The sequence below is a fragment of the Ruegeria sp. BG9 genome (assembly GCF_056538305.1).
In genome coordinates this window covers 228,738-251,555 of sequence record NZ_JBQFSY010000002.1, presented here as the reverse complement: position 1 = coordinate 251,555, position 22,818 = coordinate 228,738, and the positions used below count along the sequence as shown (strand labels likewise).

The following is a 22,818-nucleotide window of genomic DNA, read 5'->3' as shown; positions in this document are numbered from 1 at the left end:
ACATGACGCTGACATCCATAGGCGATCTTGCCCGAGGTTTGACCTTGCAGACCCGGTCCACCCAGATCAAGCAACAGATTGAAACCCTGTCGTATGAAATGTCGACCGGCAAGGTGCAGGACGTCTCAGGCCATCTGGGCGGCGACTATTCGCATCTCCTCGATCTGGACCGCAGCCTGACGCGTTTGGATGCGTTTGGCATCGCCACGTCCGAGGCCAAGCTGTTCTCGGACGCCATGCAGCAAAGCCTCGGCGTGTTCAGTGACTCGACAGGCGAGATGACAGCAACCTTGCTGGCCTTTGGCACGACGAACCACGCTGTGACGCATGAACAAGCCTCGGTCCAGGCCCGCAATGATCTAGACACGATGATGTCCGCGCTGAACACCCGGATTGGCGGTCGCAGCCTGTTTTCCGGCACTGCGACAGATGTCTCGCCGTTGCCCTCGGCCGAGACCTTGCTGACCGCGCTTGAGGCTGAGTTGACGGGCTTGGTGACCGTGACCGATATTCGCAACGCAGCCGAGGCTTGGTTCAACGACCCCGCAGGTTTCGACGCAGTGATATACCAAGGGTCGAACGCCGCGCTGCCATCGATGCAGATTGCCGAAAATGAACGCATTACTCTCGATATCACGGCGACGGACCCTGCGCTGAAGGCGGCGCTCAGGGATGTTGCTATCGCCGCGCTGGTGGCCGACGATGCCTTGGCGGTGCCGAACGATCAGCGCACCGGGTTGTTTAAACAGTTGGGTGTTGCCCTGGCAAATGCGCAGGATGACACGGTCATTTTGCGGGCCGAGATCGGTGCTGCCGAAGCGCGCGTCGAACAGGCGACAAGCCGCAATGCCGCCGCGCGCACCAGCCTGGAATACACCCGCAATGCCTTGATCGAGGCCGATCCTTATGAAACAGCCACCAAGCTTCAGGCCGTGCAGTTCCAACTGGAAAGCCTCTATACCGTCACCGTTCGCAATGCGAACCTATCACTGGTGAACTTCCTGAGATGAGGGTTCTTGTTTTTTTTCTGGCTCTGATGCCCAGCCTTGCGTTCGCAGGCGCAATTCGTCTGAAAGATCTGGTTGATTTCGATGGGGTGCGCGGCAACGACCTGGTCGGCTATGGCCTAGTCGTGGGACTGAATGGAACCGGCGACGGGTTGCGGAATTCCCCCTTCACCGAAGAGATCATGTCCAACATCCTCGAACGGCTGGGCGTGAACGTGAATGGCGAGGATTTTCGCCCCAAGAATGTCGCCGCCGTCCTTGTGACGGCCAGTCTCCCCCCGTTTTCGCGGGTCGGAGGGCAGATCGACGTCACCGTCTCGGCTATCGGGGATTCAAGTAGCCTGTTGGGCGGCACGCTGATCATGACCCCGCTGAACGCGGCGGACGGACAGATCTACGCTGTTGCCCAAGGCACAGTGCTGGCAGGTGGCGCATCGGCTGAAGGTGAGGCCGCGTCCGTTGTCCGGGGCGTTCCCACCTCGGGCGTGATCCCATCCGGCGCGCGGGTCGAGCGCGAGATCGACTTTGATTTGTCCACCCTGACCCAGATGCGGCTGGCCCTGCGTGAGCCTGATTTTACGACAGCGGGGCGGATTGAAACGGCCATCAACCGTGAATTCAATCGCGCCGTGGCCATCATGCGAGATTCCGGAACCGTTGAACTGAACATCGCAGCCACTCAGTCCGTGTCCACAGCGCACGCTATCGGTCGGATCGAAAACATTCTAGTTGAGCCTGAAACCAAGGCCCGCGTTGTGGTCGATCAGCGCTCGGGTACGATTGTCATGGGGCAAGAGGTTCGGATTTCTCGGGTCGCGGTGTCTCAAGGCAACCTGACTTTGACAGTGGAAGAGGCTCCGATTGCCATACAACCCAACCCGTTCGCTGACGGAGAGACCGTCGTGGTGCCCAGAACCTTCGCAGGCATCGAAGAGGAAGAAGGCACCGGCCTGGCCGAGATCCCCGAAGCCACCACCCTGTCAGAGGTCGTGGCCGGGCTGAACGCCCTGGGGGTTTCGCCGCGCGACATGATCGACATTTTGAAAACGATCAAAGCCGCGGGCGCCCTGCATGCCGAATTCATCGTACGATAGAGGCCCCCTTCACGGGTCGGGCCCCTATTTTGATTTCCAACTATCCAGCCAACGGCGGAAACGACCGCGCCGTTCATCGATAGCGTCGCCTGCGGCATAGATCCCATCTTCCATCGACTCGAGCATTGGGTCGATCCGAGCCTGACGGAACCGGCGCCAGCGTACCCAAAGCGCCCAGACAATGGCAGCAAAGACCGTCAGGAAGACAATGTTGAACCACGGGATGATCCGCACGTCCGGCCCGTCGACCGGTTTGATAAAGACGGCGTTAGGGAAGATAGACATGAACTCATTGCGCCAGCCATAATGGGTTACAACAACCCAGTCGGGGTTGTTCTTGTCCGAGATCGCGTCATTGGCCTCGGTGTACAGGTTGGCGGTGTCGAACTTGAAATAGAACGGCCAGCCCCAGCCGGTATCCTCGTTCCGATAGACGATGGGCTTCCCGTTAGCACGGACGGCCTGGATAAACTGCACGTCGCGGTTCGACAGGCTGGCAGATTGGTCTTCGGGCTCGGACCAGAAAATACGGGTCCAGTCGTTCAGATCTTGCCGTTCTTCATAGGTGTTCACGATGCGCACAACATCATGCTGCGGCAGCGAGTATTGCAGGATCACAGCGACACTGCCCCAGAAGATGATAATGAATGCCCATTTCACATAGGCCATGCTGTAACCCTCACATATAATTCACGATGTAGATCAATGCGCCGATTGCCACCCAAGGGACAATATAAACCGCCAGGATCAGTTTGCGCCGGAACGAATTGTCATAGACGTGCAGCCCGCGTTCCACAAAGGCCTCTTTGTTTCCCTGTTTGCCCTTCTCGTCCCACCACGTCTCAAGCTTGCGACGTCGGACGCCGCGCGAATAAAGCGACAGCGCGAAATAGGCAATTGTCTGCAGAACCAGCAGGACCAGAAACAGGCGCATCGCTCCAAACATATCAACTCCTCCCGACGGCGCCCCAAGGTCCGACCCGCGCGATGATTGTATCGCTGACACGATCTTCTCCGCTCATGTCCGGTTCATGACCGAACAGAGCCGCACGGGCACCGGATTTATCCACTTGATACTCGCGGGCCAGAAACTCGGCAACATAGGCCTTTTTGGCCTCGGGCCACGTGGCATAGGTTTTGTAGAACAGCTCTTTGTGACAGATGAACATCTGGCGGGGGTCCAGCGGAGCCAGTTCGGACAGCAACATATTCACCAAATCGCGGTACGGCGTATCCGCGGCGCGCAACGTGTAGAAATACGCCGGATGGTCCGATGTGATCCGCGGCCAAGGCCCCCCATCCGTCGCCCAGCGCAAGAGTTGGGCGAGACCGTGATATGCCTCGGGCAAGCGATCCGAGTGGTTTCGCGCCAAACACCTCATATCGCGGCGATCCAGCCCCATCAGATCAACATCAGCATCTGCGGCGGCGGCAACGGTCAGAAAATCCATCTTTTGCTGAAGGATCGCCGCCGCATCCACGCCGCGCGCCTTCACGATGGGTTCCACCAGATCGTTATAGTCGAGGAATTTAGCAATCTGGTTTCGTTGAGACGGGTCAAACGTGTACTTGATTTTCAGACCATCGGGCTTTTCGCCCATGCAAATCGCCGCCGGGTGATCCATGTCGGGAAACAGGTACAGCCCGCCGAAATGCGCCGTCCAGAAGTTGCGCTGCTCAAACGCAGTGTGGCGGAGGTGGACCGGGTTGCGGGTGACGTCTCCGGTTTCTTTCGCCGTTTCGATCATCCGGGCGATCAGCACATCATCGAACCAGGCATCCTCCTCGGTTTTGAACTTTTCGACCATGCCCGCCAGCTGCTCGGCCTTGCGCAGCGTGCCGCCTGCGGTATCGGCCTCAATCTCGATCTTGCGCAGGTTCAGCAGATCATTGGGCGTGGTGATTTTGAAGACCGAGTTCACCAGCTCTCCGGCCACCGCGTCGGTGGCGGTCAGGGCGAACAATTGCGCCTCGTTCATCTCGATGAAGTCTCGCAGGATATCGCGCGAGGTCGAGAATTTGACGTTCAGCAAAGGCGCGCGTTTCTGCTCGGTCGTCAGCAGGATGAACTGCCGGTTGACCCCGTTGGGGTTGAGGTAGAGCAGGTCGTCCAGCTCAATCCCCACCTCCGGCGAATAGCCCGAGATATCGACATGGAAATCCGTCAACGCCGTAGTCTTGCCAGCCAGATGCTGCAGCGCGCGATTATACCGCTTGACCAGAGCCGGGCTGGAGATGTGGACGAGGTTGCCGAACATCAGGCCTTTTTCAATGAGGCGGATCATTGGCAGACACCTATGCCTATCGAGTTCGATGTAATGCTAAAAAACGGTTTGGCAGGCCCATCTACGTAGACGCTAATTTGAGTCAAAGTTAAGTTTCTGTAACCGGCATCCCCTTTGACGGGGGAGGCGTTAAGGTTTGTGTAGGCAATGATCTTTGCAGACGAGTGCGATGAGCCTTGATCCACTATTTGACGGTTCTTGAAGCTCTCATTTCCAAAGTGGGGATGAAAAACTTTCCCGCTTTCGAGGTCGACTATCAAAGTTTCTCCCAAAATTACGTCTGCGAACGGATGAGGTGCTCGTTGCCCAGCGTCTGAAATCAAGAATACTTCTTGAAACTGACATCGAAGTGAACCGGCCATTGCCTGGGGGGCTAAAAGCATGACCAGAGTTGCAGCACGCCACAGTCGTAGCACTTGCAAACTATTAAATGCTAGGGTCCCAACCACACTATTCACGTCGCCGTCCTCTTGAAACGACCAATAACCACAACCGCCAACACCAACAATGGCAATGCAAGCGCCCGCCCTGTAATCTGCAAGTTGAACCCAAGGTAAGACACCACGCTGCTTTCAAACAGGATCAGGGACTCTTCCCATGAGGTGCCCTCGAACCCGCCGCCCGCATTGACACCGAACTGGGTTAGAAACAGCACCGCCACGGCACCCATAAATCCGATCACGCCCCAACGCAGAGTCAGGATCAGACCCAGTACGAGCGAAAAACCAGAAATCGCGTAGACGAGCATTATCCCTTCCCCTCCAGGTACCGCCGCTTAGCCTCTTCCATACGACCCATTTCACGCACGGCGTTTTCGATGGCGACCTCATCGCTTTTGTCGGCATAGCGGAACTCGCTGTCGGCGTAGCGGTTGATTTCCTGTATCACCATGTCCACCGTGATCGGCTGACGCAGGTCTTCGATCATGGCCTTCTTGGTGTCGTAGTCGCGGAACAGGAACAGGTCGGGGTTCTCCATCCACTCGTCGGGCAGTTCGAAATCCATCGCGCGGACCTTGACCGCGTCGGTGATGTTCTTGATCGCGCGGCCCGTGAACCGCTCATCCGCCTTCTGGATCGCCTTGAGGTAGGTGCCCAGCTTGGCGATCGTGTCCATCTGGCCGATCTCGCAGGAGACCCGGTCATAGACCTGCATCAAAGCATCCTCATGCGGGCGGGCGTGGCTTTCGAAACTGGCGGCGACGGCCTTTTTGATCTCTTGCGCGGCATAGGCGTCGTGTTCGCCCAGCGGGATGTCGTGGTTGCGGCCCATCAGCAGGTGCAGGATGTCGATGTAGTCCTCACGCGTCTGCGGACCGTCCACCAGGAACCGCGCGCCCGCCCGCTGGCGCAGGGCGTCGTCCACGTTTTCAGGGTAGTTCGAGAACATGCCAAAGGTGCAGTTGCCGCGCACGACGGTGTTGGCACCCGCAAAGCTCTCCATCAACACGGCGGTGATTTCCAGCTGCCCGGCCGAGGACTGCCGGTCGCCGCGTTTGCCCGCCAGCTGGTCGATATCGTCGATGGTGCCGAAGCCGATGACCGAGGGGTCGATGATCGTGTTGATAAACGCCTTGGCGTTCTGTCCGGATTTGCCCTGATAGCTGTCGATATTGTCGGTGCTGAGGTTCTGATAGCGGAACGGATAGCCCGCGTTCTGGCAATAGTCGTTGATCAGACCGGCCATCATCTGGATCAGAGTGGTTTTGCCGGTGCCCGGTTTGCCGTCACCCATGAAGGTAAAGATGAACCCGCCGAGTTCCGCGAACGGGTTCAGGCGGCGGTCGAAATCATAGGCCATCAGCATCTTGGCCAACTTCATCGCCTGATACTTGGCGATATGGTTGCCGACCACCTCGTTCGGTTTCTTGAACGTCATGGTGAGCGTGGTGGATTTGGCCTTCGAGGCCGGCTCAAACCCTCGGATCGTCAGATCGTCGGCTTCAATGTGCCAGGCCGCGTTCTGGAACGGGGCCAGATGGTCAGCGGACCCTACGCGCAAGGCGACCTTGTCCATCAGCTGCTCGGCAAAAGCGCTGATAGCGGCGATCAGATGCGCGTCGTCAGGGGCGTGTTTGGTCAGCACCTGATCCAGCTCCCACAAGGCACCGTGCAGGGCAAGCTGGCCATTGTCGGTCAAAACCTCTTCGATCTCGCCCAGATCAACGGTGGTTTCGCCCAAATGGGACGACATGAGATAAGCCAGCGCGTTGCCCAGCACATGAGAGGTGATCAGTGCCTCAGCCGTCAGCAATTCCGAAAACTCGGTCTTGCGCGCAACAGGCAAATCCCCCGCCAGATTGGCCCGCTTCAAATCGGCCAACGGCGTCTGTTCAGCATATGCCTCGGCCACGGCCAGAGCGATGGCAATCGCGCGCCGAATGGCCTGCTGCGCGGTGGCCTGAGGGGGCGAAACCAGCGTATCGCCATCATCCGAGGCCTCGATCCGCTCAACCAGATGCACCCCATCGGCCCGGACAGTGCGCCGCGTCACCAATCCCGGCGTAGTGGACCGAAACCGCCGCCCCGTCGACACGCCCGAGGACCGCTCAACCGCCACATCAAAGGGTTTCGCAATCCGCGGCGCATGTTCGAACCCGTTCAACAAGGCCGTCGCCGCCGAGTAATGCTTGCGAATATCGTCTTCGCGCAATTCCATCTGATCTGACGTCAAACTCATCTCAAAAACCGCCCATGCTTCATCTTTTCAAAAATACTCTCGCCGAAGGCGAAACTAGTAGCGCAACACCTGCCCCGTCTTGCTGACCACGAATTTACGCACATCGGCAAAGCCCGGCGGGTTGCGCTCGGCCAGAACCTGAAACGGCCGCTGAGGCAGAATGATCGACCGCTGCGTCCGCGTCGCCCCGGTCTCGGCCCCTTGCCCTCCAAAGGGGTCCAGCGCAAAGACCTCGCGCTCGACAGTAGAAAACCACCCGACGCGCTCTTCGATGACCTCTTCGCTTTCCAGCTCCTCAGTCGTCCAGGCCAACGCCCAGTCCTGACCTTGCGGAGCTTGCGCGTCCTCCAGCACCTGCCGCAAAGGCCCGGATTGTTCCGTGAAGGCCGAGGAATACATCGGCCCCACGTGAATGCGGCGTAGGTGTTTGGGATGCAGGTCGTCGAAATCCTGATCGAACCCTTTGGCGATGGTCACCAGTTTCAATCCGCCTAAGGATTGCGCCATCAGATGCGCCTGCACCTCGGGCCAGCGGCGTTGATCCTTGGGCAGCGCCGTCTTGCCGCTATCCTCCAACTGCATCAGGTAGATGACCGGCAGATTGATCTGGCTGTCATAGACCGCCCAATGGATCATGAACTTGCGCCGCTCACCCTCATTCCCGATCCAGTGGCATTCGGGATCGTTGCGCGCCCAGAATAGCTGACCTTTCAGCAATTCCTCGTAATAGAGCCTTTGGGACAGCGCAAATTGCAGCTTGGTCGGGATTTCCTGATCGCCGATGATTGTTCGCACCATTTCGGTTTTCAGATCATCTTCCGAGGGCATATTCGCCAGATGCACCTGAGCCTGCTGCGCGTCATTGGCCATGGTTAGCAGCTCGGCCGCCACTGGAAACCCGCTGTCGCGTTTGTCCATGGCGAGGCTGCCAAAGAACCGCCCCGTGTCGCGCCCGACCAGCAGGTATTTCATGCTGAGCGCCCGGAAGGTGTAGAGCAGCCCCGAAAGGTAGCGCGACACGATCTGCACCTCTTGCTTGCTGATCGCGCCCTCAGCCTCCATCGTCGCGGCCACGCGCAGGAGGTGGACGGTGATCACCTCGAATTTGCGGAAATAGCGGCGCGAGGCGAAAGTGTCGGTCAGGCCAACATGGTCTTGGGTCGGGTTAGTCATTTTCAGATTTACCACAACCAATTCCTCGACAGTGATTTAGCCGCCAAGGCAGGAGAAAAACTTCTGAGGTAAGGTACAAGGCGAAGATGATAAGCCCGAAGACCATGCTACTCGGCCCGACATAAAGAGTGAGAAAGCCGAGCAGTTTATATGTTCTGCCGTCAACACCCAACGCATGCAGAAGTGCTGTTAGGCCAAATATAGGAATCGGCCAAACTACCAGAAATAGGCCAAACCTGAGCAGCCTTACGTCGCTTCGACTAAACCACTTCATCCGCCGTACAAGTTCTTATCATGCTTCTCGACAATCGCGGAAAAACGACGGGCAAAGCGTTCGTCCGCCTTGGCCTTTTTCTCCAACACGTCGCGGGCAAAGACCATGTGGTCCTCGTGCGCCTCAAGCATGTCGGCCATTTTCTGATTGGTCGCGGTGCCGATGGCGGCCATTGCCGTCTGCGCCTCTTGGTCGGTCTGAACGCCGATCTCGTTGATGCGGTGGGCCACGTCCTGCTGCTGCGCGGTTTTCAGCGATTTGGTCAGGGCGTCATACAGCACCACGCGCTGTTGCGTGTCTGTCTGCAGCTTGTTGATCAGTACCATCTGCGTCGCCGCCTGATTTTGCAGTGAATCGACCCAGGTCTTGCCCTTTTCGATATAGCGCTCCAGCGTCTGTGACTTGGCCAGCTTGATCTGCTCTTCCTGAACCTTGGCGTTGTATTGCTTGTTCAGCTCGGCCAACTCGGTTTCCAACTGGGTACGCGCGGCGGCGTCCTGTTCGACGCTGATCTTGTTCTCCAAGGTGATTATCGTCGGGTCCATGCCCTGAATCTCGGCCCGCAGCGCCTCGAGCTCTGCAACGGTCGCCTCACGGTCGTCCAGAGTGACGGTCAGGTTGTCCTCGACCTTCACGCGCTGTTCTTCCAGTACGGACAGTTGCCCCTCCAGCAGTTTGACGATCACGTCGGATTTGGCGATCAGGTCCTGCAGCTTGTCGTCAATGTTGGCCATGCGCATCCGCTCCTGCCGCATCGACTCGGATTTGCCTTTCGAGAAGATGCCAACAAACGATTCCCACCCGGTTTTCGAGCGCATCTCGTCGAAATCCTTGGAAAACGCACTGGTGACATCGTCCAGCCCCATGATCAGCTCAGCGATATTGGCGTTCATCACTTCGGTATGGGCATGCACGTCCTCAAGCGTGGCATTTTCGATGTCGATATCCGCCTCGGCCGTACCGATCTTGGCGCGTGCGGCCTCGATCCGTGAGGTCAGGCCTTCGATCTGCGATTGCGACTCACGCACCTTGGACTGAGTCTCTTTGATCAATGCCTCAAATTGCTGGTTCGACATCTACGCTATCCCTTTTTCTTTATATTTCTATATAGATAGGCAATGTAACACTCATTTACATCCCCTATCGCTCGGAAATCTCGAAAACTGTCGCAAACTCCCAAGAGAAATGAAAGCCATATGGGCACCGACAGGGTGCCAAAGTCGCTTCGCGGTGGGAAAGGGCAAACTGGGTTCATCGCCGCGCAACAATGGACATAGACAAAGCGCATGACACCTGCTTGGGTGCGCGCAACGCAAATATTGCCGGAGGCTGACCCATGCTGGACGCAACGACCGATCTGAAATCCCTGCTGAAGAATCCCGACCTTCTGGTGACCAAAGCCTATATCGGCGGCCAATGGGTGGATGGCGATAACGGCACGTTCGCAGTGACCAACCCCGCGCGCGGGGACGTGATTGCCGAAGTTGCCGATGTCAGCCGCGCGCAGGTCGCAGGCGCCATCGCACAGGCCGAAGCCGCGCAGAAGGAATGGGCCAAGCTGACCGGTAAGGAACGCGCCGCCATCCTGCGCCGCTGGTTCGACCTGATGATGGAAAACGCCGAGGATCTGGGCAAGATCCTGACCGCCGAGCAAGGCAAGCCGCTGGCCGAGGCTGTTGGCGAAATCGGCTATGGCGCCTCCTTCATCGAGTTTTTCGGGGAAGAGGCCAAGCGGGTCTATGGCGAGACCATTCCCGGCCATCAGCGCGACAAGCGGATCATGGTGATGAAACAGCCAATCGGCGTGGCGGCTTCGATCACACCGTGGAACTTTCCTAACGCGATGATCACCCGCAAGGCGGGCCCGGCACTGGCTGCGGGCTGCGCCTTTGTTGCGCGCCCAGCGACAGAGACCCCACTGTCCGCTCTGGTTCTGGCGCTGCTGGCGGAGCAGGCGGGCGTGCCTGCGGGTGTCTTCAACGTCGTGCCATCGACTCAGGCCAGCGAGACCGGCAAGGAGTTCTGCGAGAACCCGGGCGTGCGCAAGCTGACCTTTACCGGCTCGACCGAGGTGGGGCGCATCCTGCTACGCCAGGCGGCCGATCAGGTCATGAAATGCTCGATGGAGCTGGGCGGCAACGCGCCCTTCATCGTGTTCGACGATGCCGACCTGGATGCGGCCGTCGAAGGTGCGATGCTGTGCAAGTTCCGCAATAACGGCCAGACCTGTGTCTGCGCCAACCGCATCTACGTGCAGGCGGGCGTCTACGATGCCTTTGCCGCCAAGCTGAAAGCTGCGGTTGAGGCGCTCAAAGTCGGCGACGGACTGAGCGCTGGCACAACCACCGGCCCCTTGATCAACGACGACGCAGTGGCCAAGGTCGAAGAGCATATCAAGGACGTCACCGACAAAGGTGGCGCGGTTCTGACCGGCGGCCTGCCTCATGATCTGGGCGGCACCTTCTTCCAACCCACGATCGTGACCGGCGTGACTCAGGACATGATGGTCGCTCAGGACGAAACCTTTGGCCCACTTGCGCCCTTGTTCAAGTTCGAGGACGAAGATGACGTTATCGCCATGGCCAACGACACGATCTTCGGCCTGGCCTCGTATTTCTATGCCAAGGACCTGAGCCGCGTTTACAAGGTGGCTGAGGCACTGGAGTACGGCATCGTCGGCGTGAACACCGGCATCATCTCGACCGAGTTGGGCCCGTTCGGCGGCGTCAAGCAATCCGGCCTTGGCCGCGAAGGCAGCCACCACGGTATGGAAGACTATATGGAAATGAAATACGTCTGCTTGTCGGTCTGAACTGGAAGACTGCCCCTCTCGTCGCGTTGAGGGGGGCAACTGATATGACAGGGTTTGCTCCTCCTGAAATCTCTCCACTCCTCACAAAAGAGCTAAGATACGTGGATTTGAACGGGCCGTCAGCAAGGCGCGCGTCTCAACAATTCGCGCATCCGGGGTATTCCATTTGGCCGGGGTGTTTATTCAGAAACAAGTGGTGCCGCTGAAGGGACTCGAACCCCCGACCCCATCATTACGAATGACGTGCTCTACCAGCTGAGCTACAGCGGCACCGTTGGTCCTCCGAAGCTGAATTCGGAAGGATGCGAAGGCTTCTTTAATTCGTCAGGTCTGCGCCTGCAAGCCCGGATCAGCGCGCCGAGGCTTCATGAAAATTCTGTGACACAATAGGGTTCCCGGTTGACCACCAATATATATTTCCATAATTCATGAAATATGATAGAAGAGATCACCGATCAGCTGGCCATTCTGGGGCATCCGCAACGCATCACAGTCTTTCGCATGTTAATGCGACGGTTTCCTGACACCGTGCCAGCGGGTGAGCTGGCCTCGGAGCTGGATATCAAACCCAGCACCATGTCGAACTATCTGAATGCGCTGCAAAGGTCCGGGCTGGTGACACAGGAACGCTCTGGCACGTCTCTGCTTTATTCCGTCGACATGGCTAAAGTTCAGGGAATGCTGGATTTTCTGGTCGTCGATTGCTGCCGGGGTCGTCCCGATATCTGCATGCCTTTCACACAGGGAAATGAAGACATGACTGACCGCAAGTTCAACGTCCTGTTTCTATGCGTGGGCAATTCCGCCCGCTCGATCTTTGCCGAAACACTGCTGCGCCAATTGGGTGGCGACAGGTTCACCGTCTATTCCGCCGGAACGCAGCCCGCGTCCGAGTTGAATCCCTTTGCCGTGCAGGTGTTGCAGGACAAGGGTCACGATACTTCGGTCCTGCGCTCCAAGCATATGTCGGAATTTGCGGCCGACGGTGCGCCAGAAATGGATTTTGTTTTTACAGTTTGCAATCAAGCTGCGAACGAAGACTGCCCGGCCTGGGAAGGCCAACCGATCAGCGGCCATTGGGGCATGGAAGACCCGGTGAAAGCCACCGGAACCGATGCCGAGAAAAGCCTCGCCTTTCAAAACGCCTATGGCGCGCTGAAGCGCCGGATCGAGGCGTTTACCTCTTTGCCGGTCGAAAGCCTCGACCGGATCGCTTTGCAATCTGCTGTCGATGACATCGGCAGAACCTCTGTCGGAGACTGAAATGACCACATATGCTGTGAATGGCCTGGGCCGGATGGGAAAGCTGGCCCTGAAACCACTGTTGGAGAAAGGCGCCAAGATCGCCTGGATCAACGATGCGGTCGGAGATGCCGAGATGCACGCGCATCTGTTGGAATTCGACACGGTTCATGGCCGCTGGGACGCCACTTTCGAGCATGATGACGAAAGCGTCACCATCAACGGCACCCGCCTGCCCTTCATCGGCACCAAGGATCTGAGCGCTCTGCCGCTGGACGGCGTCGATGTGGTGATTGACTGCACCGGTGTCTTCAAGACCGAGGCAAAACTGGCCCCCTATTTCGATGCGGGCGTAAAAAAAGTTGTCGTCTCGGCCCCGGTCAAGGACGGCCCGACTGCCAATATCGTGATGGGCGTGAATGATGACATCTACGATCCCGCGACCCATCAGATCGTGACCGCAGCCTCCTGCACGACGAACTGTCTGGCCCCGGTGGTGAAGGTCATCCACGAGAATCTGGGCATCCGCCATGGCTCGATGACCACGATCCATGATGTGACCAACACGCAGACCATCGTGGATCGTCCCGCCAAGGATCTGCGCCGGGCACGCTCGGCCCTGAACTCGCTGATCCCGACCACAACCGGCTCGGCCACGGCGATCACGCTGATCTACCCCGAACTCAAAGGGCGTCTGAACGGCCATGCGGTGCGCGTGCCGCTACTTAACGCCTCACTGACCGACTGCGTGTTCGAGGTTGAGCGTGAGACCACCGTCGAAGAGGTCAACACCTTCTTCAAAGCCGCGACCGAAGGTGAGTTGAACGGCATTCTGGGCTACGAGACCCGTCCGCTGGTGTCAACCGACTACACCAATGACGAGCGCTCTTCGATCGTCGATGCGCCGTCGACCATGGTGGTGAACGGGACACAGGTGAAAATCTATGCCTGGTATGACAACGAGATGGGCTATGCCCACCGCCTGGTCGATGTGGCGCTGATGGTTGGGGCCTCGCTGTGACCGACCGGCCCGAGGGGCTGTCGGCCTATATCGCGGTCACGGCGGCCTATTGGACCTTCATGCTGACCGACGGAGCCCTGAGGATGCTGGTGCTGTTGCACTTTCATACGCTTGGCTTCTCGCCGGTGCAGCTGGCCTATCTGTTTGTCCTCTATGAAATCGCCGGGATGGTGACGAACCTTGCAGCGGGCTGGATCGCGGCGCGGTTTGGCTTGACCTCGACGCTCTATGCAGGGCTGGGCTTGCAGGTTGTGGCGCTGCTGGCGCTGACGCAACTAGACCCTAATTGGGCGATTGGCGCATCTGTGGCCTTCGTCATGATCGTGCAAGGCGCAAGCGGAGTGGCCAAGGATCTGGCCAAGATGTCCTCAAAATCTGCGGTGAAGCTGCTGGCCCCGACTGAGGGCGGCGGGCTGTTTCGCTGGGTGGCGGTGTTGACCGGATCAAAGAACGCCGTGAAAGGGCTGGGCTTCCTGTTGGGCGCGGCGATGCTGGCGACTTTGGGCTTTCAGGCGGCGATCATCGTGATGGCACTCGTTCTCGCCGTGATCCTGTTCGCCGTCATCCGCTTCATGCCCCCCGGCCTGCCTAAAGGGCGCAAGGGCGCGAAGTTCTCTGAAGTCTTCTCGAAATCTGCCAACGTCAATTGGCTGTCCGCCGCGCGGGTCTTCCTGTTCGGTGCCCGCGACGTGTGGTTCGTAGTCGGCATCCCTATCTATTTCTACGCCGTCCTCTCGGATGGTACGGAAGAGGGCAACCGCGCCGCCTTTTTCATGATCGGCACCTTCCTGGCGTTCTGGATCATCCTCTACGGCGTTATTCAGGCCAACGCGCCCAAGATCCTACGGGCCTCAGACCGGTCCGAAGGCGATTTGATCCGCGCTGCACGCAGCTGGGCTGCGATGCTTTTCTGCGTTCCTGCGGCTCTAACACTGGCAGTTTTTCTATCGTCCGGGCCGGAGACATGGCTGACAATCACTTTGGTCGTAGGCCTTCTGGTGTTCGGAGCAATCTTCGCCGTCAACTCATCCCTGCATTCTTATCTGATCCTCGCCTTCACCAAGTCTGAGCGGGTCACGATGGATGTCGGCTTCTACTACATGGCGAACGCGACAGGCCGCCTTTTGGGCACCGTCCTGTCCGGCTTTACCTATCAAGTCGGCGGTCTGCCCCTTGTGCTGGGCACAGCGGCTGTCATGGTGGCGCTTGCGGCGCTCACTTCGGGCAAGCTGACCGATCAAACAACTGAGGCATATTCATGAGCATCTTCGAGCGCTATCTGACCATCTGGGTCGCCCTCGCCATGGTCGGCGGCGTGCTGATCGGGCTGGCCGCGCCCGGTCTGGTCGGCCTGATCGCCGGGGCCGAGGTGGCCAGCGTCAACCTGGTCGTGGCCCTGCTGATCTGGGCCATGGTCTATCCGATGATGGTCGGCGTCGATTTCAAAGCGGTCGCGGGCGTGGCCCGGCAACCCAAAGGCCTGATCGTGACGCTGGTGGTCAACTGGCTGATCAAACCCTTCACCATGGCTCTACTGGCCGTGTTGTTCTTCGATTACGTCTTTGCCCCGTGGATTCAGCCAGAAGACGCAGCACAATACACCGCGGGTCTGATCCTGTTGGGGGCCGCACCCTGCACCGCGATGGTATTCGTCTGGTCGCAACTGACCAAAGGCGATGCGACCTATACTTTGGTGCAGGTCTCAGTAAATGACCTGATCATGGTAGTGGCTTTTGCGCCCATTGTGGCCTTCTTGCTAGGGGTCACCGATATCTCGGTCCCATGGCAAACGCTTGTTCTGGCAACTGTCCTCTATGTGGTTTTGCCGCTGATTGCTGGCCTGATCACCCGCAAGCGGCTGGACTCGCAGAAGGCCATCGACGCCTTCTCTGCCCGCGTCAAGCCGTGGTCGATCATGGGCCTGATCGCAACGGTGGTCATTCTGTTCGGCCTTCAGGGAGAGACGATCCTGGCCAAGCCCATGGTCATCGTCTTGATCGCCGTGCCGATCCTGATCCAAAGCTATGGCATCTTCGCGGTGGCCTATGGGGCCGCCTATGCCCTGAAGGTCCCACACCGCATCGCCGCGCCTTGCGCAATGATCGGAACCTCAAACTTTTTTGAGCTGGCCGTAGCGGTCGCCATCAGCCTGTTCGGCCTAAACTCCGGGGCGGCGCTTGCAACGGTGGTGGGTGTTCTGGTCGAGGTGCCGGTGATGTTGTCACTGGTTGCCTTCGCAAACCGCACGCGGGCCCGGTTTCCCGAACCCGCGACGTAGTAAACCATTCACCGCACCGAATGATCATACAGCACCGCAATCGCCGCCGAGGCGATGCGAGTGCGGCGATCATCGGCGCGGCTGGTCAGCATGATCGGAACATGCGCGCCCAAAACAATCCCTGCGGCCTCGGCTCCGGCCAGATACATTAGCTGCTTGGCAATCATGTTGCCGGCCTCAAGGTCCGGCGCGACCAGTATATCGGCCTGCCCCGCCACGTCGGACTTGATGCCCTTGGTCGTGACCGCGCGCATCGACACAGCGTTGTCAAAGGCCAGAGGGCCATCGAGCATACCACCCGTGATCTGCCCGCGATCCGCCATTTTGCACAGGGCACCAGCCTCGACCGTGGATTGCAGCCGGGGTGTGATGGTCTCAACCGCTGACAGGATCGCTACTTTTGGCGTCTCGATCCCGATGGCGCGAGCCAGATCAATGGCATTCTGAACCATGTCCGCCTTGGTCTGTAGATCGGGCGCTATGTTGATGGCCGCATCGGTGATCAGAAGCGGTTTGGAATAGGTCGGCACGTCCATGACGTAGACATGGCTCATCCGGCGTTCGCTGCGCAAACCATTGGCCTTGGAGACGACGGCCGACATGACCTCATCCGTGTGCAACGCGCCCTTCATCAAGGCCTTCACACGACCATCCCGCGCCAGATGCACCGCCCGTTCGGCCGAGGCATGGCTGTGCGGTGTATCAATGATCTCGAGCCCGCCGATACCCAACCCGGCCGCATCCGCCGCATGTAGAATTCGGCTGCGCGGGCCGACCAAAACAGGCTCTAACAAACCTAAATCCCGGGCCGAGAGCGCCCCCTCCAACGCGCTTTCATCACAGGGATGGACCACGGCTGTGGGCAATGGGTCCATTTTCCGAGCCGCGCTCAGCAATCGGTCATAGGAGGCGCCCCGGTGATGCAAAACCAAATCCGGCATCGCCATTCGGGGTCTTTTGACTTTTTTGTCTGGCGCGATCACAACGGCCTGTCCGGTGATGACAGGCTTGCCATCGCCAGTCGTACAGAGGCAATCCAGAGTGACGTGCTTCTTCTCGGGCTGCTTTTCGGTCACGGTGACGCGCACAGTGACCGTATCCCCGATACCAACGGGTTTGAGGAATTTTAGGGTCTGATCCAGATAAATCGTCCCCGGCCCCGGCAATTGCGTGCCCAAAACATTGGATATCAGCGCACCGCCCCACATGCCATGCGCGACCACCCTGTGAAAGACATCCTCCTGCGCGAAGGCCTCATCCACATGGGCCGGGTTCACATCGCCTGAGACCGCCGCAAAGGCATCGATATCCTGCGCGGTCAGGGTACGGGACAGTTCGGCCGTATCTCCGACGCTGATCTCATCAAACGGCCGGTTTTCGATAAAGCCGATGCCTGTATCCTCATCCGATGACATTCATTCCCCTTTCAATATAAAAGCCAACCCTTGGGCAGACACCCCGAACAGTTGCTGTTCAAAGACCCATAAAGGCTCAATATGACAGAGACATGCAAGCGCCGCGACGGTCAGACTGCGCGATCCTGTGCGCGATACGAACCCGGGCTGCGGTTGGTCCATTTCCGGAACGCGCGGTGAAAATTCGCCGGGGCGGAGAACCCCGTGTCGAACGCAATTTGTTCGATACTGTCGCCGCTTTGCTGCAGGGCGCGGATCGCAATATCGCGGCGCAGGGCGTCCTTGATGTCCTGAAACGAGGTGCCCTCGTCCTTGAGACGCCGGTTCAGGGTCCGGGGCGTCATCTTCAGAGCAAGGGCCGCATCGGGAAGCTGGCTGCTTTTCCAGGACGTCCGATACAGGAACGCCCGGACCTGTAGGCTGTTTGTATGGGCGCGTGAGTTGGTGAAAATCCAGTCGATCGGTGCGCGTTCCAGAAATAGAGACGCCTCAGCCGGACTGCGCGTGATCGGGGGATCAAAGCGGCGCGGATCGAACAGAATGCTGGTCTGCGGGGCATCGAATGTCACCGCGCAGGGGAAGACAACCGCATAGTCCGCCGCAAAACCGGGCCGCGCAAAGGCAAAGCGAACGGCCTTTACCGGCGTTTCCGATCCGCCCAGCCATGACAGCAGCCCATGCGCAAGTTTCAGGATCAGCATATGACCAAAGCGCTGGGGTGCCGTGTCCTGCCGATACGGTACCAGCGAAAGCTCAGCCACCTCCGGCCCGGTGCGTAGATCCAGGTGGAAATCGTCTAGCAACAAGTTCCAGAATGTCGAAAAGCGATACAGCGACGAGGTCAGGCTGCTTGCTTCGCGCAGAACGGTCACAAGGTGCTGCAGGGCGCGCGGCCGAATGGGACGGCTCCACAGGCCCATCATCTCGTCCCCCGTCTCAGGCGCGGCCAGCTGGTACAGGCGAGCGATTTCCTGAAGCGTCACACGCTGCGCAGGCTCTGACGCACTGGCGTGCAGGCCCGAACGGCTCAGCAGGAACTGCATCTGATCTGCGCTGCAACACACTCTCAGCGCCTTAAGCCAATCCTGGATGAAACCGGCAGAAACGGTCGTAAGTGAGATGGGGTCATTACTGACCATGATCGCCCCCAGTTTGGCAATATCGGATAGTAACTTGGCAATATATGAGCTTTTCGGCAAGCTAAACGGCAGGTAAATGACGTAAAACCACAATTACCATTGGGGGATTCTGGCATGTCCTATCAGCCACCCGTACAGGATCTGATGTTCTGTATCGAACACCTGTCCCATTGGGAAACAGTGTCCACTCTGGACGCTTACTCGGACTTCGAACTGACCGATATCGGCGCTGCGCTAGAAGGCTATGCCAGGTTCTGTAGCGAACAGATCGCGCCCTTGTCCCATATCGGAGACACGTTGGGCGCACAGTTTGACAACGGTCGCGTGAAGATGCCCGAAGGGGATGCGCAGGCCTATGCGCAATTTGTCGAGATGGGCTGGCAGGCCCTTACACACCCGCCTGAGTTTGGCGGCATGGGACTGCCGCGTACGGTTGGCGCGGCGGCAGTCGAGATGCTGAACGCCGCCGATATGAGCTTTGGCCTGTGTCCCTTGCTGACCGATGGTGCGATCGAGGCGCTGCTGCTGACAGGCTCGGACGCGCAGAAAGCCACCTATTTAGAGCCTTTAATTGCTGGGCGCTGGTCGGGCACGATGAACCTGACCGAACCCCAAGCGGGCAGCGATCTGGGTCGCGTTTCGACCAAGGCGGTGCAACGCGAAGATGGCAGATATGGCGTGTCCGGCACCAAGATTTTCATCACATATGGCGCGCATGACCTGACTGAGAACATCATCCATCTGGTTCTGGCCCGCACCCCTGACGCGCCCGCCGGACCGAAGGGGCTGAGCCTGTTCATCGTCCCGCAGAAGATGGTGGCAGAGGATGGCTCGATCGGGGCCGAGAATGCCGTGAACTGTGTCAGCATCGAACACAAGCTGGGCGTGCGCGCCAGCCCAACGGCGGTACTGGAATACAAAGACGCCACTGGCTTCCTGATCGGTGAGGAAAACCGCGGGTTGGAATACATGTTCATCATGATGAACGCCGCGCGCTTTTCGGTCGGCGTTCAGGGCATCGCGACATCAGAACGCGCCTATCAGCGCGCCTTGGCTTATGCACGGGACCGGGTCCAGAGCCGCCCCGTGAATGGTCAGGTCAAGGACGCGGTTGCGATCATCCAGCACCCCGACGTGCGCCGCATGTTGATGCGGATGCGCAGCCTCACAGAAGGCGGGCGCGCCATGGCGGCGGCCACAGCCGGGCTGCTGGACATCGCACACCATCAGGATGATCCGGACATGGCCTCTCTGGCCGAGTTCATGGTTCCGCTGGTCAAGGGCTTCTGCTCGGAACGCGCGGTCGAGGTCGCCTCTCTGGGCGTTCAAATCCATGGCGGCATGGGCTTTATCGAAGAAACTGGCGCCGCTCAGCACTATCGCGACGCGCGCATTCTGCCGATTTACGAAGGCACCACCGCCATTCAGGCCAACGACCTTCTGGGTCGCAAGGTCATGCGCGACGGGGGCGAGACCGCCCGCCGGTTCACCGCCCGCATCGCAGCGACCGAAGCCGAGCTGGCAGAAGGCGATGCCACCGCGCAAGCCATCAGCGCAAGCCTTGCGCAGGCACGCGGCACGTTTGAAGCCGCGCTGGAATGGCTGTTGGAAAACAGCCGCAAGGACATCGACGCCGCATTTGCGGGCTCGGTCCCGTTCCTGATGCTGGCAGGTACGCTTGCGGCGGGTTGGAAACTGGCAAAAGGTGTCACCCCGGCGCAGGCTGCGTTGAATGATGGGCAGAACACGCAGTTCATGACCCAGAAGATCGCCACCGCGCTGTTCTTTGCCCAGCATATCCTGCCGGAATGCAGTGCCGAACAAACCCGCATCTTGCACGGCGCGCGCAGCTTACTTGACGCGGCCTTCCCTGAATAACGCCTTTAAAAGGATCTGACTCATGAATGATGTCGTGAACCCCGCTACCTATGAGAACCTCGCGATTTCCGAGCGTGACAACGGCCTCTATGTCGTGACCCTGAACCGCCCGACCAAGCGCAATGCACTGGACGTGGCCACGATCGAAGAACTGATCCGCTTTTTCAGCGGCGCACGCATGGCTGGCGTGCGGGCGGTTGTGCTGACCGGCGAGGGAGATCACTTCTGCGCAGGCCTGGATCTGGTTGAACACTGGAAAGCCGACCGCAGCCCCGATGACTTCATGCATGTTTGCCTTCGCTGGCATGAGGCGTTCAACAAGATGGAATATGGTGGCGTGCCGATCATCGCCGCCCTGAAAGGCGCGGTGGTTGGCGGCGGGCTGGAGCTTGCCAGCGCCGCCCATATCCGCGTCATCGACCCCGGCACCTATTTCGCTTTGCCCGAGGGTCAGCGTGGGATTTTCACGGGCGGAGGCGCAACCATCCGCGTCTCGGACATGATCGGCAAATATCGCATGATCGACATGATCCTGACCGGTCGCGTCTACCAGGGGCAAGAGGCTGTCGATCTTGGACTGGCGCAGTACATCACCGAAGACGGTGGCAGCATGGCCAAGGCAATGGAACTGGCAGACCAAATCGCGCAGAACCTGCCTTTGACCAATTTTGCAATCTGTTCGGCGATCAGCCATTTGAACAATATGTCCGGCATGGATGCAGCTTATGCCGAAGCCGTGGTCGGAGGTGTGGTCAACACCCAGCCCGCCGCGCGCGAACGGCTGGAAGCTTTTGCCAACAAAACCGCCGCGCGCGTGCGGCCCAACAATTAAGACAGGCGGGATCCGGATGCGTCACCATTTCGAAGCTCTTCAAAAGACACGGGCCAACCATGCGCCTTTGTCACCTTTGTCCTTCCTGCGCCGCGCCGAAACCCTGCACGGCGCGCGCACCGCTGTTATCTATGGTGACATCCGACGCAGCTGGGCGGAAACCGCCGCCCGTATTCGCGCGGTGGCCAGTGGGTTGGCCGCGCTTGGCGTGCAGAAGGGCGATACGGTCTCGGTCCTCAGCCCGAACATCCCGGAACTGTTTGAGCTGCATTTCGCCCTGCCTCTGACCGGAGGGGTGCTGAATACGCTCAACACAAGGCTCGAGCCCGAAACCATCGCCTATATTCTGGACCATGCGGACACCAAGCTGGTGATCGTGGACCGGGAACTGGTGCCGCTTCTGTCCAAAGCCTTTGATCTGCTGGGTCGCACAATACCCGTGGTCGAGATCGCCGATCCTGCGGTCACTGGTCAAAGCCCCGGCGGCCAGACCTATGAGGCGCTTACCACAGCTCCGCCCCTGCCGGTCGATCTGCCGGACGATGAGTGGGACGCGATTGCGCTGAACTACACCTCGGGCACCTCGGGCCGCCCCAAGGGCGTCGTCTATCATCACCGTGGCGCCTACCTGATGGCGTTGGGTACGGGCACCGCATGGCAGATGCCGCCCTATCCGGTCTATCTGTCTGTCGTGCCGATGTTCCACTGCAATGGCTGGGGCCATCCCTGGTTGATGGCAATGCTCGGCGGGACGGTTGTCTTTACACGCATCCCGGCCGCAGACCGTATTCTGGAGGCGATCCGCACCCATGGCGTGACCCATTTCGGTGCCGCCCCCATCGTTCTGCAAATGCTGGCCGAAGCCGAAAGCGACGCTGCCCCCATTGATCCCGCAATCCGGGTGCTGACCGCCGGCGCGCCTCCGCCCCCTACGGTCTTGGAAAAGACCCGCGCAATGGGGTTTGACGTCATGCAGGTCTACGGTCTGACCGAGACTTACGGCCACATTTCCCAATGCCTCTGGCAGGAAGAGTGGAACGATCTCAGCCCCGCGGAACAGGCTGAATTGCAGGCACAACAGGGCATCGCTTTTCCGATGGTCGAAGAGGTCACCGTAATCGACCGCGACAACGGCGCACCGGTGCCGCGCGATGGTGCCACGCAAGGTGAGATCGCCATTCGGGGAAACACGGTCATGGCCGGGTACTACAAAGACGCCGAGGCAACCTCGAACGCCTTCGAAGAAGGCTGGTTCTGGTCCGGCGACGGAGCTGTGATACATGAGAATGGTTACATCCAGATCCGCGACCGGCTGAAGGACGTGATCATCTCGGGCGGTGAAAATATCTCATCCGTCGAGGTCGAAGCGGTGCTGTATCGCCATGACGCGGTTCAGGCCGCCGCCGTGGTCGCGATGCCGCATGAGAAATGGGGCGAGGTCCCCTGCGCCTTTATCGAATTACGCGACGGGGCCGAGGCAACCGCTGAGGACATCATCGCTTTCTGTCGCGATCATCTGGCCGGGTTCAAGGCCCCAAAAGCGGTTGTTTTTGAAACACTTCCCAAGACCTCAACCGGCAAGATCCAAAAGTTCCAACTGCGCGATAGTGTCAAAACACTGTCGCTTTGACGTATCTCTGCCCGGGTTTCTCCAACGAAACTCGGGCAAAGCTTCAAACCTTGGCAAAC

At 59.0% G+C, this 22,818-nt stretch carries 19 protein-coding genes and 1 tRNA gene; 10 read left to right on the top strand and 10 right to left on the bottom strand.

What is annotated here, in order from left to right; all coding sequences use genetic code 11:
- Nucleotides 1-2: 2 nt before the first annotated feature.
- Complete coding sequence (locus ACR0I8_RS04870) at nt 3-1,010, top strand: flagellin (RefSeq protein WP_170689424.1); 1,008 nt, start codon at nt 3-5, stop codon at nt 1,008-1,010.
- Nucleotides 1,007-2,101 carry a flagellar basal body P-ring protein FlgI gene (locus ACR0I8_RS04865; RefSeq protein ID WP_170689425.1) on the top strand — a complete coding sequence of 365 codons (1,095 nt, stop codon included), beginning with the start codon at nt 1,007-1,009 and terminating at the stop codon, nt 2,099-2,101. Before ACR0I8_RS04870 ends, ACR0I8_RS04865 begins: the two co-directional genes overlap by 4 nt.
- A 24-nt stretch (nt 2,102-2,125) precedes the next feature.
- Here ACR0I8_RS04865 and ACR0I8_RS04860 read toward each other — a convergent pair whose 3' ends face one another.
- The 7 genes from ACR0I8_RS04860 to ACR0I8_RS04830 form a co-directional block, all read right to left on the bottom strand.
- Entirely contained in the window at nt 2,126-2,770 is a 645-nt protein-coding gene (locus ACR0I8_RS04860) for a DUF1523 family protein (protein ID WP_170689426.1), read from the bottom strand.
- 10 nt (nt 2,771-2,780) lie between these two features.
- Nucleotides 2,781-3,047: a hypothetical protein gene (locus ACR0I8_RS04855; protein WP_170379920.1), complete on the bottom strand. Its 267-nt coding sequence runs from the start codon at nt 3,045-3,047 to the stop codon at nt 2,781-2,783.
- 1 nt (nt 3,048) lies between these two features.
- The gene (locus ACR0I8_RS04850; protein ID WP_170689427.1) at nt 3,049-4,386 is read right to left on the bottom strand and encodes a DUF6638 family protein; all 1,338 of its coding nucleotides are present in this window, start codon (nt 4,384-4,386) and stop codon (nt 3,049-3,051) included.
- A gap of 454 nt (nt 4,387-4,840) precedes the next feature.
- Nucleotides 4,841-5,134, bottom strand: a complete 294-nt coding sequence (locus ACR0I8_RS04845) for a hypothetical protein (protein WP_170689428.1) — start codon at nt 5,132-5,134, stop codon at nt 4,841-4,843.
- Nucleotides 5,134-7,065 (bottom strand): ATP-binding protein, encoded by a 1,932-nt coding sequence (locus ACR0I8_RS04840; protein ID WP_170689429.1) that lies wholly within the window; start codon nt 7,063-7,065, stop codon nt 5,134-5,136. The genes ACR0I8_RS04845 and ACR0I8_RS04840 overlap by 1 nt, the downstream gene beginning before the upstream one ends.
- Nucleotides 7,066-7,119: 54 nt before the next feature.
- Complete coding sequence (locus ACR0I8_RS04835) at nt 7,120-8,238, bottom strand: hypothetical protein (RefSeq protein ID WP_170689644.1); 1,119 nt, start codon at nt 8,236-8,238, stop codon at nt 7,120-7,122.
- A gap of 270 nt (nt 8,239-8,508) precedes the next feature.
- On the bottom strand, nt 8,509-9,588 hold the full coding sequence (locus ACR0I8_RS04830; protein ID WP_170689430.1) for a coiled-coil domain-containing protein: 1,080 nt from the start codon (nt 9,586-9,588) through the stop codon (nt 8,509-8,511).
- A 260-nt stretch (nt 9,589-9,848) separates the two neighbouring features.
- Between ACR0I8_RS04830 and ACR0I8_RS04825 the strand changes: the two genes are divergently transcribed.
- Nucleotides 9,849-11,324, top strand: coding sequence for an NAD-dependent succinate-semialdehyde dehydrogenase (locus ACR0I8_RS04825; protein WP_170689431.1), 1,476 nt, complete (start codon nt 9,849-9,851; stop codon nt 11,322-11,324).
- 194 nt (nt 11,325-11,518) lie between these two features.
- Here ACR0I8_RS04825 and ACR0I8_RS04820 read toward each other — a convergent pair.
- Nucleotides 11,519-11,594 (bottom strand) — tRNA-Thr (locus tag ACR0I8_RS04820).
- A 165-nt stretch (nt 11,595-11,759) separates the two neighbouring features.
- Between ACR0I8_RS04820 and ACR0I8_RS04815 the strand changes: the two genes are divergently transcribed.
- The 4 genes from ACR0I8_RS04815 to arsB are packed head-to-tail and all read left to right on the top strand — an operon-like array spanning nt 11,760 to nt 15,865.
- Nucleotides 11,760-12,587, top strand: a complete 828-nt coding sequence (locus tag ACR0I8_RS04815) for an arsenate reductase/protein-tyrosine-phosphatase family protein (protein ID WP_170379903.1) — start codon at nt 11,760-11,762, stop codon at nt 12,585-12,587.
- A gap of 1 nt (nt 12,588) precedes the next feature.
- Nucleotides 12,589-13,587 (top strand): ArsJ-associated glyceraldehyde-3-phosphate dehydrogenase, encoded by a 999-nt coding sequence (locus tag ACR0I8_RS04810; RefSeq protein ID WP_170689432.1) that lies wholly within the window; start codon nt 12,589-12,591, stop codon nt 13,585-13,587.
- Nucleotides 13,584-14,849: an organoarsenical effux MFS transporter ArsJ gene (gene arsJ, locus ACR0I8_RS04805; RefSeq protein WP_170689433.1), complete on the top strand. Its 1,266-nt coding sequence runs from the start codon at nt 13,584-13,586 to the stop codon at nt 14,847-14,849. The genes ACR0I8_RS04810 and arsJ overlap by 4 nt, the downstream gene beginning before the upstream one ends.
- Nucleotides 14,846-15,865, top strand: coding sequence for an ACR3 family arsenite efflux transporter (arsB, locus tag ACR0I8_RS04800; RefSeq protein ID WP_170689434.1), 1,020 nt, complete (start codon nt 14,846-14,848; stop codon nt 15,863-15,865). The genes arsJ and arsB overlap by 4 nt, the downstream gene beginning before the upstream one ends.
- Nucleotides 15,866-15,873: 8 nt before the next feature.
- Here the strand turns inward: arsB and ACR0I8_RS04795 are convergent, their stop codons facing one another.
- Together ACR0I8_RS04795 and ACR0I8_RS04790 are read right to left on the bottom strand one after the other, a co-directional pair.
- Nucleotides 15,874-17,280: a bifunctional enoyl-CoA hydratase/phosphate acetyltransferase gene (locus ACR0I8_RS04795; RefSeq protein ID WP_170689435.1), complete on the bottom strand. Its 1,407-nt coding sequence runs from the start codon at nt 17,278-17,280 to the stop codon at nt 15,874-15,876.
- A gap of 110 nt (nt 17,281-17,390) precedes the next feature.
- Complete coding sequence (locus tag ACR0I8_RS04790) at nt 17,391-18,419, bottom strand: AraC family transcriptional regulator (protein WP_170379894.1); 1,029 nt, start codon at nt 18,417-18,419, stop codon at nt 17,391-17,393.
- 114 nt (nt 18,420-18,533) lie between these two features.
- Between ACR0I8_RS04790 and ACR0I8_RS04785 the strand changes: the two genes are divergently transcribed.
- The 3 genes from ACR0I8_RS04785 to ACR0I8_RS04775 are packed head-to-tail and all read left to right on the top strand — an operon-like array spanning nt 18,534 to nt 22,759.
- Nucleotides 18,534-20,297, top strand: a complete 1,764-nt coding sequence (locus ACR0I8_RS04785; protein WP_170689436.1) for an acyl-CoA dehydrogenase family protein — start codon at nt 18,534-18,536, stop codon at nt 20,295-20,297.
- 22 nt (nt 20,298-20,319) lie between these two features.
- Nucleotides 20,320-21,129, top strand: coding sequence for a methylthioacryloyl-CoA hydratase (dmdD, locus tag ACR0I8_RS04780; protein WP_170689437.1), 810 nt, complete (start codon nt 20,320-20,322; stop codon nt 21,127-21,129).
- A 16-nt stretch (nt 21,130-21,145) separates the two neighbouring features.
- A complete protein-coding gene (locus ACR0I8_RS04775) occupies nt 21,146-22,759 on the top strand; it encodes an AMP-binding protein (RefSeq protein ID WP_170689438.1) in 1,614 nt (537 codons plus the stop codon).
- Nucleotides 22,760-22,818 lie beyond the last annotated feature (59 nt).